General features: G+C 70.4%; 14 protein-coding genes. 7 read left to right on the top strand and 7 right to left on the bottom strand.

All coding sequences use genetic code 11. The annotated features are described in order from the left end of the window. Window positions 1-70: 70 nt before the first annotated feature. Together QNO12_RS03510 and QNO12_RS03505 are read right to left on the bottom strand one after the other, a co-directional pair. The gene (locus QNO12_RS03510; RefSeq protein ID WP_257502948.1) at window positions 71-634 is read right to left on the bottom strand and encodes a PH domain-containing protein; all 564 of its coding nucleotides are present in this window, start codon (window positions 632-634) and stop codon (window positions 71-73) included. Between the two features lie 50 nt (window positions 635-684). After that, window positions 685-1,479 (bottom strand): biotin--[acetyl-CoA-carboxylase] ligase, encoded by a 795-nt coding sequence (locus QNO12_RS03505; protein ID WP_257502949.1) that lies wholly within the window; start codon window positions 1,477-1,479, stop codon window positions 685-687. Window positions 1,480-1,643: 164 nt separating this feature from the next. On the opposite strand from QNO12_RS03505, the gene QNO12_RS03500 reads away from it, so the two are divergent. Both QNO12_RS03500 and QNO12_RS03495 read left to right on the top strand, forming a co-directional pair. Next, window positions 1,644-3,233: an acyl-CoA carboxylase subunit beta gene (locus tag QNO12_RS03500; RefSeq protein WP_257502950.1), complete on the top strand. Its 1,590-nt coding sequence runs from the start codon at window positions 1,644-1,646 to the stop codon at window positions 3,231-3,233. Beyond that, window positions 3,230-3,472 carry an acyl-CoA carboxylase subunit epsilon gene (locus QNO12_RS03495; protein ID WP_257502951.1) on the top strand — a complete coding sequence of 81 codons (243 nt, stop codon included), beginning with the start codon at window positions 3,230-3,232 and terminating at the stop codon, window positions 3,470-3,472. Before QNO12_RS03500 ends, QNO12_RS03495 begins: the two co-directional genes overlap by 4 nt. Before the next feature lie 437 nt (window positions 3,473-3,909). Here QNO12_RS03495 and QNO12_RS03490 read toward each other — a convergent pair whose 3' ends face one another. Genes QNO12_RS03490 through QNO12_RS03475 form a run of 4 tightly spaced genes read right to left on the bottom strand, consistent with a single transcriptional unit; the run spans window position 3,910 to window position 8,274 of the window. Beyond that, window positions 3,910-4,974: a DUF8320 family protein gene (locus QNO12_RS03490; RefSeq protein ID WP_257502952.1), complete on the bottom strand. Its 1,065-nt coding sequence runs from the start codon at window positions 4,972-4,974 to the stop codon at window positions 3,910-3,912. Further along, entirely contained in the window at window positions 4,971-6,230 is a 1,260-nt protein-coding gene (locus tag QNO12_RS03485) for an ATP-binding protein (protein ID WP_257502953.1), read from the bottom strand. Before QNO12_RS03485 ends, QNO12_RS03490 begins: the two co-directional genes overlap by 4 nt. Beyond that, window positions 6,217-6,891, bottom strand: a complete 675-nt coding sequence (locus tag QNO12_RS03480; RefSeq protein WP_257502954.1) for a response regulator transcription factor — start codon at window positions 6,889-6,891, stop codon at window positions 6,217-6,219. The genes QNO12_RS03485 and QNO12_RS03480 overlap by 14 nt, the downstream gene beginning before the upstream one ends. Window positions 6,892-6,924: 33 nt before the next feature. Next, window positions 6,925-8,274: a class I SAM-dependent RNA methyltransferase gene (locus QNO12_RS03475; RefSeq protein WP_257502955.1), complete on the bottom strand. Its 1,350-nt coding sequence runs from the start codon at window positions 8,272-8,274 to the stop codon at window positions 6,925-6,927. Window positions 8,275-8,321: 47 nt separating this feature from the next. Here QNO12_RS03475 and QNO12_RS03470 point away from each other — a divergent pair, with 47 nt between their 5' ends. After that, window positions 8,322-8,969: a Maf family protein gene (locus tag QNO12_RS03470; protein ID WP_257502956.1), complete on the top strand. Its 648-nt coding sequence runs from the start codon at window positions 8,322-8,324 to the stop codon at window positions 8,967-8,969. A gap of 118 nt (window positions 8,970-9,087) precedes the next feature. Then, entirely contained in the window at window positions 9,088-10,857 is a 1,770-nt protein-coding gene (locus tag QNO12_RS03465) for an ATP-binding protein (protein ID WP_257502957.1), read from the top strand. A gap of 32 nt (window positions 10,858-10,889) precedes the next feature. On the opposite strand, the gene QNO12_RS03460 is transcribed toward QNO12_RS03465, so the two are convergent. Further along, on the bottom strand, window positions 10,890-12,338 hold the full coding sequence (locus QNO12_RS03460) for an NAD(P)H-quinone dehydrogenase (protein WP_257502958.1): 1,449 nt from the start codon (window positions 12,336-12,338) through the stop codon (window positions 10,890-10,892). A gap of 116 nt (window positions 12,339-12,454) precedes the next feature. Here QNO12_RS03460 and QNO12_RS03455 point away from each other — a divergent pair, with 116 nt between their 5' ends. From QNO12_RS03455 to QNO12_RS03445, 3 genes are read left to right on the top strand one after another with little or no spacing between them, the layout of a single operon-like run. Continuing rightward, a complete protein-coding gene (locus QNO12_RS03455; protein ID WP_257502959.1) occupies window positions 12,455-13,288 on the top strand; it encodes a purine-nucleoside phosphorylase in 834 nt (277 codons plus the stop codon). Beyond that, entirely contained in the window at window positions 13,285-14,976 is a 1,692-nt protein-coding gene (locus QNO12_RS03450) for a phospho-sugar mutase (RefSeq protein WP_257502960.1), read from the top strand. The genes QNO12_RS03455 and QNO12_RS03450 overlap by 4 nt, the downstream gene beginning before the upstream one ends. Before the next feature lie 21 nt (window positions 14,977-14,997). Continuing rightward, a complete protein-coding gene (locus QNO12_RS03445; protein WP_257502961.1) occupies window positions 14,998-16,452 on the top strand; it encodes an MFS transporter in 1,455 nt (484 codons plus the stop codon). Window position 16,453: the final 1 nt, after the last annotated feature.

The following is a 16,453-nucleotide window of genomic DNA, read 5'->3' as shown; positions in this document are numbered from 1 at the left end:
TGCCGTACACACAGGGCAAGTGAACAGGGAGCGCGCAGGGGCGAGGCGCACGAGGGCGACAGGGAGCGGGTCAGGCGCCGGGGTGCTCGGCGGGGGCCGGGGGCAGCGCCTGGGCATCGCGGTGCGCGAGGATCTGGTTGACCTCCACCTGATCGACCAGGGCCTCGTGCACCAGCGCGACGCTCGGGATGTTCGCCAGCCGCAGCGGCTGGTCCACGCCGTTGCTGAGCACCAGGGTGCCAGCTCCCCACATGCGCTGCAGGATGCCGCGGCGCTCCTGCACCGTGTACCCGCGCACGTGGCTCAGCTCACGCCGGTGCGCGCCGACGATCCCCGATCGCTCGATGACGCGACGGGTCGTGATCGTGTACACATGCGCCCACCAGGACAGGTACGGCAGCAGCACCAGGAACAGCACGATGGCCGCGGCGGCGGTCAACAGCATCCAGTCCTCGAACGGAGCGGGGAGGTTGCCGTAGAAGTAGCCCACCGCTCCGGCGACGGCGACCAGGATCAGGGCAGACCAGGTCAGTCCGCGGGCGTGCCCGCGGAACCGGGCGATGCGCAGCTCGGGCGTCGGCACGCCGGGGACGACCATCGGCGATCTGCCGCCAAACGTGGTCGGCTGGGTCATGGTTCTATTCTGGTGCGGGCCGGCGACACTCCGGGCTGCCACGCCCAGACTCAGCGCACGTGGACGACGTCTCCGGCCGAGACGGGCGTCTCGATGTCGCCGTCGACGACGACGAGCCGGCCGTCCCGATCGATCCGCTGGGCGCGGCCGTGCAGCTTCGTTCCATCCGGCAGCGAGACGACCACGTCCGACCCGAGCGTCGTGCACAGCGCCTCGATCTCGGCACGGATGCCCGCCACGGACGCGTCGCCGTGGGCGAGGCTCAGCGCGGTCAGCTGCGTGTCGAGCGCGACGAGATAGTCGGCCAGCAGCCGGTCCTCGTCCGCCTCCAGTCCCACGTTGGCGAAGGACGTCGCGGTGTCGACGGGCAGGTCCACCCGCGTCATGCGCGTGTTCACGCCTGCGCCGATCACCACCGCACCCGGGCGGCCGGGCACCACCTCAGCCAGGATGCCGCAGAGCTTGCCCCCGTCCAGCTGGACGTCGTTGGGCCATTTCAGGCCCGCGGTGTGGCCGGTGCCGCGCAGCTGGTTCAGCACCGCTCGCGTCATGGCCGCACCGGCAATGAGCGGGATCCACGCCCGTGACGGCATCGGCAGGTCGACGACGCCCACCAGCACCGAGACCGCCAGGCCGGTACCGGCGGGGATCGTCCAGGTGCGGCCCAGCCGCCCCCGTCCGGAGCGCTGGTCAGTGGTCAGCAGAACCGACAGGTGCGGCCACTGCGCAGGATCCTCGGTCACCATCCGCACGAGGTCGGCGTTGGTCGAATCGGTGGATTCGACGACTTGGAGACGCGGCGAGACGGCCGCCGCGCGGGGGTATCCGGAAAGCGGAATCGACATGGGCTCACCCTACGCACGCTCGCCACCCGGCGGAATCGGGACCGCCGACGACGCGCCGGCCGCACTCACCCGCCGAGGAATCCGTCGCATCCCACAGCGGATGCCACAGGCCCTTGTGTGAAGCCTCCAACCCTCCCGCGAAACCCGCCGATAGGGTTGAACCCGTGACCGATCAGCCCGACCTTTTCACGACCGCCGGCAAGATCGCGGACCTCCGCGCGAGGTTCCAGGAGGCCGTCGTCGATGCGGAGCGGACCGCGCAGGACAAGCAGCACGCGAAGGGCAAGCTCACCGCGCGGCAGCGGATCGAGATGCTCGTGGACACCGGCAGCTTCGTCGAGTTCGACGAGTACGTGCGGCACCGCACCATCGCCTTCGGCATGGAGAAGTCCCGGCCGTACGGCGACTCGGTCGTCACCGGTGTCGGCACGATCCATGGCCGCACCGTCGCGGTGTACGCACAGGACTTCTCCACCTTCGGCGGGTCGCTGGGCGAGGTGGCCGGAGAGAAGATCGTCAAGATCATGGAGTACGCGCTGCGCGGCGGGATGCCGTGCATCGGCATCCTGGACTCGGGCGGGGCGCGCATCCAGGAGGGCGTCGTGGCGCTCGGCAAATACGGCGAGATCTTCCGTCTGAACACGCGGGCCTCGGGTGTGATCCCGCAGATCTCCCTGATCATGGGTCCCGCCGCCGGCGGCGCGGTGTACTCCCCGGCGCTGACCGACTTCGTGATCATGGTCGACAAGACCAGCCAGATGTTCGTCACCGGCCCCGACGTCATCAAGACCGTGACCGGCGAGGACGTGGGCATGGAGGAGCTGGGCGGCGCGTACACGCACAACACGCGGTCCGGTGTGGCGCACTACCTGGCCGAGGACGAGGACGACGCGATCGACTACGCGCGCACGCTGCTCGGCTTCCTGCCGGACAACAACATGTCCGAGCTGCCCGTCTACGAGAGCGAGTTCGAGTTCGAGACCACGGATGCCGATCGCTTTCTGAACACGGTCATCCCCGACTCGGCGAATCAGCCCTACGACATCCACCAGGTCATCGCGCACGTCGTCGACGGGGGCGATTTCCTGGAGGTGCAGCCGCTGTTCGCGCCGAACATCGTGATCGGCTTCGGGCGGGTCGAAGGCCGCACGGTCGGGATCATCGCGAATCAGCCCTCGCAGATGGCCGGCACGCTGAACATCGAGGCCGGCGAGAAGGCCAGCCGCTTCGTGCGCTTCTGCGACGCGTTCTCGGTGCCGATCCTGACCCTGGTCGACGTGCCCGGCTACCTGCCCGGCACCGACCAGGAGTGGACCGGTGTCATCCGGCGCGGCGCCAAGCTCCTCTACGCGTACGCCGAGGCAACCGTGCCGCTGGTGACGGTCATCCTGCGCAAGGCCTACGGGGGCGCGTACATCGTCATGGGCTCCAAGCAGCTCGGCGCCGACGTCAACCTCGCCTGGCCGACCGCCGAGATCGCCGTCATGGGCGGACAGGGCGCGGTGAACATCCTCTACCGCGGCGAGATCAAGCGGGCGGAGGCGGCCGGTGAAGATGTCGCTGCGGTGCGCACCCGGCTCGCGAACGAGTACACGTACAACGTGGCATCCCCGTTCCTGGCCGCCGAGCGCGGCGAGCTGGACGGGATCATCGAGCCGGCACAGACCCGCGTCGCCATCGCCAAGGCATTGCGATCGCTGCGCGGCAAGCGCGCCAGCCTGCCACCCAAGAAGCACGGGAACATCCCGCTGTGACCGGCACCGTCGATCCCTCGGAGTCCGCCGACCGCATGCGCGTGGACGTGCTGCGAGGCACGCCGACCGGCGATGAGCTGGCCGGCCTGATCGCCGTCGTCACCGAGGCGTACCGCGAGGAGTCGGCCGGCGCGACGGTCCAGGAGATCCCGGGCAGAACGGCGTGGTCGCTCTCGCAGCGCTCACTGCGTGCGCCGTTGCACCGCGATCTCGGCTGGGCTCGCTGGAGCGGGCACTAGGCCCATCCCGCCTGCGGGCGTCGCCCGGAACGCACTGTCCCCCGAAATACCTACAGACGCCGGCGCGGGCACCAGCCGATACTGGAGGAGCTGGAACGCATCTCGCGTTCGGTCGACCCGCTTTCCACCTATGTGGGAGCTCCAGGGTCGGCCATGCGGACGGTTTTCGGGTAACTGTCCGCCCGGTGGGGGGTTGGCGGCTTCGCCACCCCCCACCCCTTCCTTCTTCGCTCCCCGCCCCGGCTCCCCTCCCCCGCCGGGACGGGGAGCGGGAACCCTCGGGCTCCCGCCTCGGGCCACGGTCCCGGTCAGGCGGCGCCTCAGGCCACGGTCCCGTTTAGGCGGGGCCTCGGGCCACGGTCCCGTTCAGGCGGCGCCTCAGGCCACGGTCCCGTTCAGGCGGGCGCTCAGGCCAGGGGCCGCCGCAGGCGTCGGCTTCAGGCCACGGTCGGGTGATCGATCTCCCGCCACAGGTCCACGGCGTCCTCGTCGGACATGCCCTCGCCTGCGGCGGAACGGCCGACCACGGTCACCGCGACACGCTCGTGCGGCGACGTGCGGATGTAGAGCCGATCCGAACGGGCGGTGCGCAGCGTCTCGGCCAGCTGAGCGCGGATGATCGCCAGCGACGCTTCGTCCAACCCTTCCAGGCCGCCCTCGTCCAGCACGGTGACGTTGGTCCCGCGCCGCCGGGCGCGCTCCAGTTCGGCATGCACCGCGTCATCCAGCAATCGGGGTCCGCGGATCTCATCGCGCAGACGCCCCTCGGCCAGGCGCGCCTCGGTGCGCTCCGTCTCGGTGAGTGCGCCTCCCGAAGCCACCGTGCGGGTCAGAATCGGTCCGGCCACGGTGAGCGCGCGCTGCACCTGCAGCCTCCGCTCCCGCTGCCTGCCGGTCTGCGATGCCTGCCACGCCGACGCCGCGCGCTGCAGCTGTGCCAGCTGTGCGGTGTCGCGCGCGGCACGATCCATCGACCGCAGCATCAGCTGCGTGGCCGCGACCCAGACGATCGAGCCGACCAGGCCCAGCGCGAGCGCGTTGAGCGGTCCCATCCAGATCATCGACGCGAGGGCGAGGGCGGCGATGCCCGTCCACGCGACCCACGCGCGACGACGCACCATGACGATCGTCATCAGCGCCCCGATGCCGCCGAGATACCAGGTGGCGAACGGTTCGGTCCGGGACTCCGGCCCGACCGCCACGGCGATGGCTGTGGGCACGAGGACGGCGCAGGCCAGAGCGAGGGCAGCCGACCAGGTGGGCAGTCGTGTCCGTGCACCGGGCGCCGGGGGGCCCTCGGTCACCACGCCGCCCAGTCCCACCTCGCTGACCCGCCGCGGCTCCCACAGGATGCACAGCCATGTCGTCACCAGATACAGGCTGAGGGCGGCGAACAGGAGCAGCGGCTGCGGCACCGGCTCCGTCCACCACAGGCCCCGCGCCGCGAGGTAGGCGGTGAAGGCCATCCCGATCACCACGATGATGCGCCGCACGCTGATCATGAAGACGCCTCACGCCATTCCAGGCGCACGGTGGTGCCGTTCGCGTCGGAGTCGATCGTGCTGGTGCCGCCGACCGCGGCGACCCGCGCGAAGATCGAGGCACGGATGCCGAGACGATCGTGGGGCACGCGCTCCAGATCGAATCCCGCGCCGGTGTCCCGCACCGTGATGACCACCCGTGAGGGGTCGTCATCACCCTCCACACTGACCGCCAGTCCGGAGCCGGCGGCGTGCTGGGCGGCGTTCGCGACCGCCTGGGTGGCGGCCAGGACGAGAGCACGAGCAGCCCGACCGGGCATGGCAGGAGCATGTTCGGTGATCAGCCGTTCCGCCCGCACCGAGACACCCAGTTCCAGAGCGGCGCGTTCGATGTCATCAGCGATGCTCGCGGCATCCCGTGGCTCGTCGCTGCCCTCCTCGGAGTCCTGCTCGGTGTTCGCCAGACGGGTGAGCGCCTCCCGCGCCATCGCCACCGCCAGAGTCTTTTGTCGCGGCGTGTGCGCACGCTCCGCGGCGATCAACGCCGCCAGCACGCTGTCGTGCATGAGCGCGGCCACCGCGACGCGCTCCTGCTCTGCGGCATCCGCCGCCGCGGCCTGCGCATACGACTGGACGGCGCGTGCCCGGGTCTCGTCCACGTTCGCAGCAACGGAGCGGAAGACCCACCCGAGGGTGAGCAGCATCGCACCCAGGATCAGCGCGAACGACACATCGAGGGCGACCGAGAACCAGTACAGCTGCGCGAAGTCGCCCTGGATCAATCTCACGATTCCGAAGAGGATCGGCAGGCCGACGGTCCACACGATCTGCAGAGGCAGCGCGAAAGCGAGCACGCTGGCCACTGTTGCGACGTTGACGAGATACCAGATCCACGGCTGCGCCACGTGATCGGCTGCTCCACCCGTGGTCGCCAGCGGCCAGAGCAGAAGGGCGACGGGATAGATGACGGCGTAGATGCCGGCCGCTATGCGGACCCCGCGGCCGATCAGACAGGCCACGATCATGCCGGCGAGCGGCACGAAGGTCATCAGCACGAGCGGCAGATGCCATTCCGGCTTCTCCTGGAACGAGGGTCCCAGTGCAGCCAGGAACGCCTGCGTGCCCAGGACGAGACTGCCCAGACCGACGACGATCGAGATGATGCGCTCGATCCGCAGCCGCGTGAACGAGCCGAGGCCGGCCGTAGTCTCACGTGTCTGCGGAATGTGTCCCCACGCGTCGGCGAGGACGGCGCGGGCGCTTTCAGGCTCCGACACCACCGGCGCCTTCGCGGTCAGTCGGTTCGGCAAGGATTCCGTCCTCCATCGCGCGGCGCAGCAGGTCGACCTTGGTCGGGGCCGGCCTGCCGACCTCGACGTATTTCACGCGAACGCGCGTGATGTTCTCCTTGGCCGTGGAATACGCCACACCGAGACGGTCCGCGACCACCTTCAACGGCAATCCGGCCGCGTACAGGCGCAGCACGTCGCGCTCACGCGCAGACAGCTGCGCATCGGCGAATGCGCGGTCGCCTTCCACCGCGCTGGCCCACTCGACGTTGTTGAGCGGTTCGCCCTGGGCGACCGTCCGGATCGCGGCCATCACGTCGTCGATCGGGGAGCCCTTGCTGACGACGCCGGCCGCGCCTGCGGCGAGCGCCTCGCGCACCGCCGCCGGCCGATCGGCGACGCTGTGGATGATCACGCTCGACCCGTCCGAGACGAGTCGGCGGACGTTCTCCGTGACGGTGGTGCCGTCACCGAGCGTCAGGTCCAGGACGACGACATCGGCCGGCTGCGCACGGCTGAACGCGCGCCAGCTCAGGTATTCGTTGACGTTGCTGCCCGAGAACACGACTTCTTTGTGCGCTCGTGCGCAGGCGGCCTCGAGCCCGAGTCGCACGGACTCGTGGTCGTCGATCAGGGCCACTCGCGTCATGCCGTCCAGCCTAGTGGCGGGCTCCCCTGATCCTCACCGTACGAAGGTCGCGACCGCCTCGACGTGGTGCGAGTTGGGGAAGATGTCGTACGCCGCGATCCGACTCAGCGAGTAGCCCTCGGCGCGGAACGTCGCCACGTCGCGGGCCAGGGCGACCGGGTCGCATGCCACGTACACGACCGCTGCGGGCCGCAGCGCGGCGATCCGTTCGACGATCCCGCGTCCGGCACCGGAGCGGGGGGGATCCAGGACGGTGACGCCGTGGCTGAGCCGGTCGCGGTCCCGGTCGGAGGCTTCGGCCCCCAGCCGCGCGAGGAACCGGTCCACTCGCGCCGTCTCGGCACGTGCGCCGACCCATTCGGCGAGGTTCTCGCCGGCGTGCTCGGTGGCGCGCGGGTCGGATTCCACAGACGTGACCCGGCCTCCGCCGAGCTCGGCGAGTGCGGCGGCGAAGAGTCCCACGCCGCCGTAAAGGTCAAGGTGCCAGGCCTCGGCGTCCAGGACGGCATCCTCCGCGCCACGCGGACCGGCCGCGCGAACCGCGGATCGCACGGCGGAATCCAGCGTTGCCGCGGCCAGCCGGTGCACCTGCCAGAAGCCGCCGGCGTCGACCCGGAACTCCCGCGTGCCGACCCGCTCGGTGACGACCTCACGCGCCTGGCCAGGGGCGTGGCGGGCCGAGTCGGGACGCGGCAGCACCCGGACGCGCCCGTCGGCAGGCTGGACCAGATCGATGCGGCCGGGTCGACCGTGCGTTTGCTGCAGCGCGGCGCGCTCGACGGCCGCGGTCGCGAGCGGGAAGTCCTCGACGGGCACGACCGTGTGGCTGCGCGCGGCGTAGGGGCCGACGTGGCCGTCGGCGTCGACGTGAAGACTCACTCGCGTGCGCCACCGCGTGCCGTCCGCCGTTTCGGCCTCGACGATCCGCCCCTCCGCGTCGGTCACCCCGACGGGGCCCGCCACGTCCACGTCCCACTCCACGCCGCCGAAGCGCTGCAGGGCGTCGGTCAGCACCTCCCGCTTGAGCGCTCGCTGGTGGGCCAGCTCGATGTGCCCGAAGTCCGCGCCCCCGGGGCGCAGGTGCGGCGGCACCGTGACATCGGCCTGGCGCCAGACATGCGGCTGCCGGTGGGGCGAGGGCTCCAGCACATCGATCACGTCGCCGCGCCAGAACGACTTCTTCCCGACGTCGGTCAGGCGCACGCGCACGCGCTCCCCCGGGATCGCGTCGGGAACGAAGATCACGCGTCCGCCGCGCGCCGCGCCGCGGGTCTCCTCGGCGCCGCGGTCCGCCGCGGTCGAATCGTCTCCGTACCGCCCGACGAACACCCCGCCGTGGGCGACACTGGTCACATCGAGGTCGAGTTCGTCTCCGGCATCCACGTCTCGAGCATTCCACAGCAGACGCGCGACGCGGCTACCGTGAACGCATGCAGGTCTTCCTCGCCTCGACGTCGCCCGCCCGCCTGATGCTGCTGAGACAGGCCGGGATCGAGCCGCGCACGATGGCGCCGGACGTGGACGAGGATGCCGTCATCGCGGAGGTCCAGGCCGCCGAGGGTCGGCTGCTGCCGGCCGACGAGCACGTGCTGGTCCTGGCACGACGGAAGGCGGCGGATGTCGCGTCGCGCGTCCGCGCCGAGCAGGCCGACTTCGACGGGATCGTGATCGGCGGCGACTCGATGTTCGAGATCGACGGCGAAATCCTCGGCAAGCCGTATACGGCCGACGTGGCCACACGACGGTGGCGTGCGATGCGAGGACGGACCGGCGTGCTGCACTCCGGGCACAGTGTCATCCGGGTGCATCCCGGCGCGGAGCTGCGAGAGGCGGAGGCGGTGGCCGAAGCATCCGTCACCTTCGCCGCCGATGTGACCGACGCCGAGATCGCCGCGTACGTCGCCTCGGGTGAGCCCCTGCATGTCGCGGGGGCGTTCACGATCGACAGCCTCGGCGGCCCGTTCATCGACCGGGTGGTCGGGGACCCGTCGACCGTGGTCGGCATGTCCCTGTCCACGGTGCGGCGCCTCGCCGGAACGCTCGGGGTCGCCTGGCCGGATCTGTGGAACCGCGCCTGATTGCGAGGAACCGCACATAACCTCTCGGACGGGCTCGTAGACTCCCCCACACGTTTCCGCCGCTTTCTTGTGCGAAGCGCTCAAAAGCAGGCCTGGGTGCCTCGGTAGGCTGGCCTCCATGCCTCAGATCGCCAAGGTTCTCGTTGCCAACCGCGGCGAGATCGCAGTCCGCGTCATCCGCGCGGCGCGAGATGCCGGAAAATCATCCGTCGCGGTCTACGCCGACCAGGACCGGGACGCGCTGCACGCGCGGCTCGCGGACGAGTCGTACGCCCTGCAGGGCTCGACCAGCGCCGAGACCTACCTGTCGATCGAGAAGATCCTCTCCATCGCGCGACGGTCCGGTGCCGACGCCGTCCACCCGGGCTACGGATTCCTCGCCGAGAACGCCGCCTTCGCGCGCGCCGTGATCGGAGCGGGGCTGGTGTGGATCGGCCCGACCCCCGAGGCCATCGAAGCGCTCGGTGACAAGGTCACCGCACGGCACGTGGCCGAAAGGGTCGGCGCCCCACTGGTACCGGGCACCCCCGGGCCGGTCGGCGGAGCCGCCGAGGTGATCGCGTTCGCCGAGGAGTTCGGGCTCCCCATCGCGATCAAGGCCGCGTACGGCGGCGGCGGTCGCGGGCTCAAGGTGGCGCGCGAATACGACGAGATCGCCGAGATGTTCGAGTCCGCGACCCGTGAGGCGATCAGCGCCTTCGGTCGCGGCGAATGCTTCGTGGAGAAATACCTCGACAAGCCCCGGCACGTCGAGACGCAATGCCTGGCGGATGCCGCCGGCAACGTCGTGGTGATCTCCACCCGCGACTGCTCGCTGCAGCGGCGGCATCAGAAGCTCGTCGAAGAGGCCCCCGCCCCGTTCCTCACCGACGAGCAGAACGCGATCCTCTACGACTCCTCGAAGGCGATCCTGCGCGAAGTCGGGTACGTCGGGGCCGGGACGTGCGAATTCCTGATCGGCGCGGACGGCACGATCTCCTTCCTGGAGGTCAACACCCGCCTCCAAGTCGAGCATCCGGTCTCGGAAGAGGTCACCGGCATCGATCTCGTGCGCGAGCAGTTCCGCATCGCCGAGGGCGGCACGCTGGATTACGGCGACCCGGTGCCGGTCGGTCACTCGATCGAGTTCCGGGTCAACGGCGAAGACCCGGGTCGCGGGTTCCTCCCCCAGCCCGGCCCCATCCACATTTTCAAGACGTTCGGCGGTCCCGGCATCCGTCTGGATTCCGGCGTCACCGCGGGCGATTCGGTCGGCGGCGCCTTCGACTCGCTGCTCGGCAAGATCATCGTCACCGGCCGCGACCGCGCCGAGGCGCTGGAACGCGCACGCCGCGCGCTGGACGAGTTCGAGGTCACCGGTCTGCCCACCGTGCTGCCGTTCCACCGCAAGGTCGTGCGCGACCCCGCCTTCACGGCCGAGGACGGCGTCTTCGGCGTCTTCACCCGCTGGATCGAAACGGAGTTCGTCAACGACATCCCGCCGTGGGACGGCGAGCTCGAGGCCGCGCCCAAGCCCGCCGAGGCGCGGCACACGGTCGTGGTCGAGGTCAGCGGCAAGCGCCTCGAGGTCAGCCTTCCGGATCGGATCGTCACCGCTCCCGGGGCGGTCGGCCGACCCGCCGCTGTACCGCCGTCGCGGCGCTCGCACGCGCCGACCGTCGTTGCCGGCGCGTCCGGCGATGCCGTCAAGGCCCCGATGCAATCGACGATCGTGAAGGTCGCCGTCCAGGACGGGCAGTCGGTCGTCCAGGGCGATCTGGTCGTCGTGCTCGAGGCGATGAAGATGGAACAGCCGATCCAGGCGCACAAGGACGGCGTCGTCGGCGCGATCAACGCCACCGCCGGCACGACCGTCTCCGCCGGGCATCAGCTGCTGACGATCTCCTAGGAGTCGCGCCGTCCAGCCCCGCTCGCGGGGCCTCAGCCGTCGTCGTTCGCGCGATCGACGATGTGCATCGCGCGCGCGGCGTCCGTGATGCTGCCGCTCAGCGACGGATACGCCGCGAACACACGGGAGAGCTGGTCGACGGTGAGCCGGCGGTCCACGGCGATCGCGATCGGGTAGATGAGGTCCGATGCGCGCGGACCGACGATCACGCCGCCGATGACGGTGCCGCTGCCCTGCCGTGCGATGAGCTTGACGAAGCCGTCCTTGGTGCCCATCATCTTCGCCCGCGGGTTGGCCGCCAGCGGCAGCTTGTGCACGACGCCGTCGATGAGTCCGTCGATGATGTCCTGCTCCGACCAGCCGATCGTCGCGATCTCCGGCGCGGTGAAGATGTTCGACGTGATCCGGCGACGCTCGAGCGGGATGACGACATCGCCGAGGGCGTGGAAGACGGCGGTGCGGCCCTGCATCGAGGCCACCGAGGCCAGCGGCACGAAGGTGGTGCAGTCTCCGGCCGCGTAGATGTTCGGCACCGAGGTTCGCGCGACCCGATTGACCTGGATGTGGCCGGACTCGGTCATCTGCACCCCGGCGGCCTCCAGACCGATACCGGCCGTGTTCGGGATCGACCCGACGGCCATCAGGCAGTGACTGCCCTCGACCGTGCGCCCATCCGAGAGGGTGACCAGAACGCCGTCGCCGTCCCGGACGACGTTGTCGGCCCGGGACTTGGACAGCACCGTCATGCCGCCGCGCTTGAAGACCTTCTCGAGCACCATCGCGGCATCCCGGTCCTCCCCCGGGAGGACCTGGTCGCGGCTGGAGATCAGCGTGACCTTCGAGCCGAGGTTCATGTATGCCGACGCGAACTCGGCGCCGGTGACGCCGGAGCCGACGACGATGAGGTGCTCGGGCAGGGAGGTCATGTCATACAGCTGCGTCCACGTCAGGATGCGCTGGCCGTCCGGTTTCGCACTCGGCAGCTCGCGCGGGGACGCACCGACCGAGACGATCAGCGTGTCCGCTTCGACCCGGTCGAAGTCGGTGCCGTTCGGCCCGGTCGAGACCACGACGGCGTTGTCGCTGTCGAGGCGGCCGAACCCCGAGATCAGGCGGACCCCGGCCTCGACCAGGGACGCCCGCATGTCGTCGGACTGCTGGCGCGCGAGCGAGAGCAGTCGCTTGTTGACCGCGACGAGGTTGATGGCGATCTCCGGCTTGAGCGGCCTGCCCTCGCCGCCGCGGGCGAACAGCTGCACGCCCAGGTCGCCGGCCTGCGAGATGGCCACCGCCGCGTCCGCGGTCGCGATCAGGGTCTTGGACGGCACGACGTCGGTGATCACGGCCGAGCCGCCGATCCCGGCGCGCTCGATCACGGTCACTTCCGCACCGAGCTGGGCGGCTCCCAGCGCCGCCTCGTATCCGCCGGGGCCGCCACCGATGATCGCGACACTCTGGGTGCGCTCGAAGCTCAAAGACATGTACTCATCTTCCCAGGCCGGAGGCGCGCTCATGCAACGCCGGGCTGGCCATCAGCTGGGTAGCTCACGGTCGCGCGGTCTGGCTCCCGGGCCCGGGCCTTCCTAGAGTGGGGTGCATGCCTCAGACCTTCGCAAACCCGCTGGATGACCCCTCAGCGGACCCGTTCGAGATCGCGGCGGAGGCGGCGGACCAGATCGCGCGCCTCACCGGCGTTCCGCGGCACGACATCGCCCTCACCCTGGGCAGCGGATGGGGGCAGGCTGCCGAACTGATCGGTGAGACGGTCGCCACGCTTGCGTGCACTGAGGTCGTCGGCTTCAGCAGCCCCGCGCTGGAAGGTCACGTCGGGACGCTGCGCAGTGTGCTGACCCCGCGCGGACGGCACGTGCTGATCATCGGAGCCCGCACGCATTTCTACGAGGGTCGCAACCCGCGTCGTGTCGTCCACAGCGTCCGCACCGCGGCCGGCACCGGGGCGCGCACCATGGTGCTCACCAACGGCGCCGGCGGCATCCGCCACACCTGGAAACCCGGCACGCCGGTGCTGATCAGCGACCACATCAACCTCACCGGCGCGACCCCGCTCGAGGGCGCAACGTTCATCGACCTGACCGACCTGTACTCGATGCGTCTGCGTGATCTCGCGCACACGATCGACCCCTCCCTGGACGAGGGCGTGTACTGCCAGTTCACCGGGCCGCAGTACGAGACGCCCGCCGAGGTGAGGATGGCCAAGGCGATCGGGGGCCACATCGTCGGAATGTCCACCGCATTGGAAGCCATCGCCGCCCGGCAGGCGGGCATGGAGGTCCTGGGCTTCTCGCTCATCACGAACATGGCCGCCGGCATCCAGACCACGCCGCTCAGCCACCAGGAGGTCATGGAGGCCGGCCGGCTGGCGGGCCCCGCAATCTCGTCGCTGCTGGCGCGCGTCATCGGGGCGATGTGAGCGCGGGCGGGAAGGCCGTCCTGGATGCCGCGCGCGCCTGGCTCGCCCAGGACCCCGATGGCACGACGCGCACCGAACTGGAGGGGCTGATCGAGCAGACCGACCGCGGTGATGCCGCTGCCGCCGCGGAGCTCGCCGACCGCTTCGCGGGGCGCCTGGCCTTCGGCACCGCCGGGCTGCGGGGGGAACTGGGCGCGGGCAGCAACCGCATGAATCGCGTGCTGGTCGCCCAGGCAGCGGCCGGACTGGCCGCTTTCCTCCTCGAGCGCGCCGCGGGCGGGCGCCGCCCGTCCGTCGTGATCGGCTACGACGGTCGCCGCAACTCGGACGTGTTCGCGCAGGACTCCGCCGAGCTGTTCGCCGGTGCGGGGCTGCGCGCCATTCTCCTGCCGCGGATGCTGCCCACGCCGGTCCTCGCATTCGCGGTGCGTCACCTCGGGGCGGATGCCGGGGTCATGGTCACCGCCAGCCACAACCCGCCGAACGACAACGGCTACAAGGTCTACCTGGGCGGCGCGGACGCCGGAGCGCAGATCGTCTCGCCCGCCGACATCGAGATCGCCGCGCACATCCAGCGGATCGCAGACGCCGGAGATGTCGGCGCGCTGCCCCGCTCGTTGGGGTACGAGACGGCCGCCGAGTCGGTGGTGGACGCGTATGTCGCCGCCACCGCCGCCGTCGCCCCCGCGCCTGCCGGCGCTGCCGGGCTCAGCTGGGTGTACACCGCGATGCACGGCGTGGGATGGGACACGCTCTCGCGCGTACTGACGGCGGCGGGATACCCCGAGCCGGTGCCGGTGACACGCCAGCTCGATCCGGACGGGACCTTCCCCACCGTGGCGTTCCCGAACCCCGAGGAGCCGGGCGCCATGGACCTCGCGTTCGACGCAGCGCGCCGGTCCAACGCCGACCTCGTCATCGCCAACGACCCGGACGCGGATCGCCTCGCCGTCGCCGTCCCGGATCCCCACGCCCAGGGCGGCTGGCGCCGACTGACCGGCAACCAGATCGGCCTGCTGCTCGGGTGGCGGGCAGCCCGACTGGCGCGGGCGGCCGGCGCGCCGCCCGGGGCGTCGCTCGCCTGCTCACTGGTGTCCTCCCCCGGGCTGAAGTCCGTCGCGGAGCACTACGGTCTCGACTTCCACACCACCCTCACCGGCTTCAAGTGGATCTCGCGGGCGCCGGGCATCGTGTTCGGGTTCGAGGAGGCGCTGGGATACCTGGTGAACCCCGAGACCGTCCGCGACAAGGACGGGATCTCGGCCGCGATCGCCATGCTCGGGCTGGTCGCCGAGGCCCGCGGGCGCGGCGAGAGCCTCTCCCGGGTCCTCGCGGAGTTCGATGCGACGTTCGGGTTCTTCGCCAGCGACCAGGTCGCCATCCGCGTGGATGACGTGTCCGCGATCGCACGGATCATGGCAGCACTGCGGGAGCGGCATCCGTCATCGATCGGGCGGGTCCGGATCGAGCGTGTCGAGGACCTCTTGGACGGCGTGGACGACCTGCCCCGCGGGGATGTGCTGCGTCTGTGGACGACGGACGGGTCGCGCGTCATCATCCGGCCCAGCGGAACCGAGCCTAAACTCAAGGTCTATCTCGACGTCCGCGGCGGCTCTGCCGACGATGCGCGTGCGCGCCTGGCGGCCCTCGGTGAGGGAGCGCGGACGCTCTTGGGCGAGGTGGGCTGAACCGGAGGACATGACAGAGCGGTGACCGAACGCACGGACGACGATCGCTCAACGGATGCCGCGAACCTGGCACCGGCGGCCGCTCCGGCCACCGCGCACCCGCGAGGAGCCGCCACGGACACGGTTGCCCCCGGCCACCCGGTGACCACCGCCGACCCGCCGCACTGGCTTCGCCGGGTCCTGCTGTTCCTGAGCGGGCAGACCATCAGCCTGCTCGGGTCGATGCTGGTGCAGTATGCGGTGTTCTGGTATCTCACGATCACGTACCAGTCCGGCGTGATCATGATGCTGGCGGCGCTGTTCGGCTTCCTCCCGCAAGCCGTCGTCTCGGTCTTCGGCGGGGTCTGGGCCGACCGCCACAATCGCAAGCTCCTGATCATCGTCGCGGACGCGTCGATCGCCGCGACCACCCTGGGGCTCGCCCTGATCATGCTGACCGGGTACGACGCGGTGTGGCTGATCTTCCTGACCATGGCGATCCGATCGGCCGGCGCCGGCATCCAGATGCCCGCGGTCTCGGCACTGATCCCGCAGATCACGCCCACCCGTCACCTGATGCGCGTGAACGGGATCAACGGATCCATCCAGTCCGCGATGGCCCTGATCGCACCGGCCGCTGCGGGCGTCATCTACGCGTGGTCATCGGCGTCCACTGGCGCGACGGCGGGTTCCCTGGTGCCGATCTTCTTCATCGACGTCGTCACTGCAGCCATCGGGATCGGGCTGCTCGCCCTCGTCCCCGTCTCCGCGGTCCGCAGGGCGGGCGATGTGAAGACGGGCTATTTCGCCGATCTCGTGGACGGCGTCCGGTACGTCGCCCACCACGCGTTCGTCCGGTGGGTGCTGGTGCTCTTCGCGATCATCTTCGTGCTCATCGTGGCGCCGTCCAACCTCACCCCGCTGATGCTGGTGCGCTCGTTCGACGCCGGAGAGCAGCAGAACGTGGTCAACCTCGCCGTTCTGGAGATCGCGTTCAGTGTGGGCATGGTGCTGGGCGGCATCGTGGTGGCGGCGCTGTTCGCCAAGCGCAGTCGGATCGGCATGATCGTGGTGTCGTCCCTGGTGTTCGGCGTCCTGTCGATCGGCATGGGACTCTCGCCGAACGTGTGGCTGTTCTTCGGCTTCATGTTCCTGCTCGGCCTCTCGGTGCCGTTCTTCTCCACTCCCTCCACCACCCTGCTTCAGGAGACCGTCGAGCCCGAGCGCCAAGGACGCGTCTTCGGCTTCCTCGGGATCGTCATGGCCCTGGCCATGCCGCTGGGCATGGTGGTGTTCGGGCCCCTCGCCGACGTGGTGCCGATCGAGCTGCTGCTGATCGCCTCGGGCGTGCTGACCTTCGTGGTGGTCGGTGCGGCGGTGTGGCTGCCCGCGGGACGTCGCGCGCTGAGCGCGGCCCGGGCCGCCTCGCACACCTCGGACCCTGCCGCTGCGGCCGCGGCGGCCGAGGCGGCGATGCACGACGAGCACGCCTCGTAGG

Origin of the sequence: Microbacterium sp. zg-B185, from assembly GCF_030246885.1 — a bacterium.
Lineage (GTDB): Bacteria > Actinomycetota > Actinomycetes > Actinomycetales > Microbacteriaceae > Microbacterium.
The sequence above is the reverse complement of the archived record's forward strand: the minus strand, read 5'-3'. Positions and strand labels throughout refer to the sequence as shown.

Bases quoted from the DNA above. Each gene is read 5' to 3' on its own strand.
- QNO12_RS03465 (WP_257502957.1), top strand. From the start codon at position 9,088: ATGCCTCAGATCGCCAAGGTTCTCGTTGCCAACCGCGGCGAGATCGCA.
- QNO12_RS03480 (WP_257502954.1), bottom strand. From the start codon at position 6,891: ATGACGCGAGTGGCCCTGATCGACGACCACGAGTCCGTGCGACTCGGG.
- QNO12_RS03490 (WP_257502952.1), bottom strand. From the start codon at position 4,974: ATGATCAGCGTGCGGCGCATCATCGTGGTGATCGGGATGGCCTTCACC.
- QNO12_RS03505 (WP_257502949.1), bottom strand. From the start codon at position 1,479: ATGTCGATTCCGCTTTCCGGATACCCCCGCGCGGCGGCCGTCTCGCCG.
- QNO12_RS03470 (WP_257502956.1), top strand. From the start codon at position 8,322: ATGCAGGTCTTCCTCGCCTCGACGTCGCCCGCCCGCCTGATGCTGCTG.
- QNO12_RS03455 (WP_257502959.1), top strand. From the start codon at position 12,455: ATGCCTCAGACCTTCGCAAACCCGCTGGATGACCCCTCAGCGGACCCG.
- QNO12_RS03460 (WP_257502958.1), bottom strand. From the start codon at position 12,338: ATGTCTTTGAGCTTCGAGCGCACCCAGAGTGTCGCGATCATCGGTGGC.
- QNO12_RS03510 (WP_257502948.1), bottom strand. From the start codon at position 634: ATGACCCAGCCGACCACGTTTGGCGGCAGATCGCCGATGGTCGTCCCC.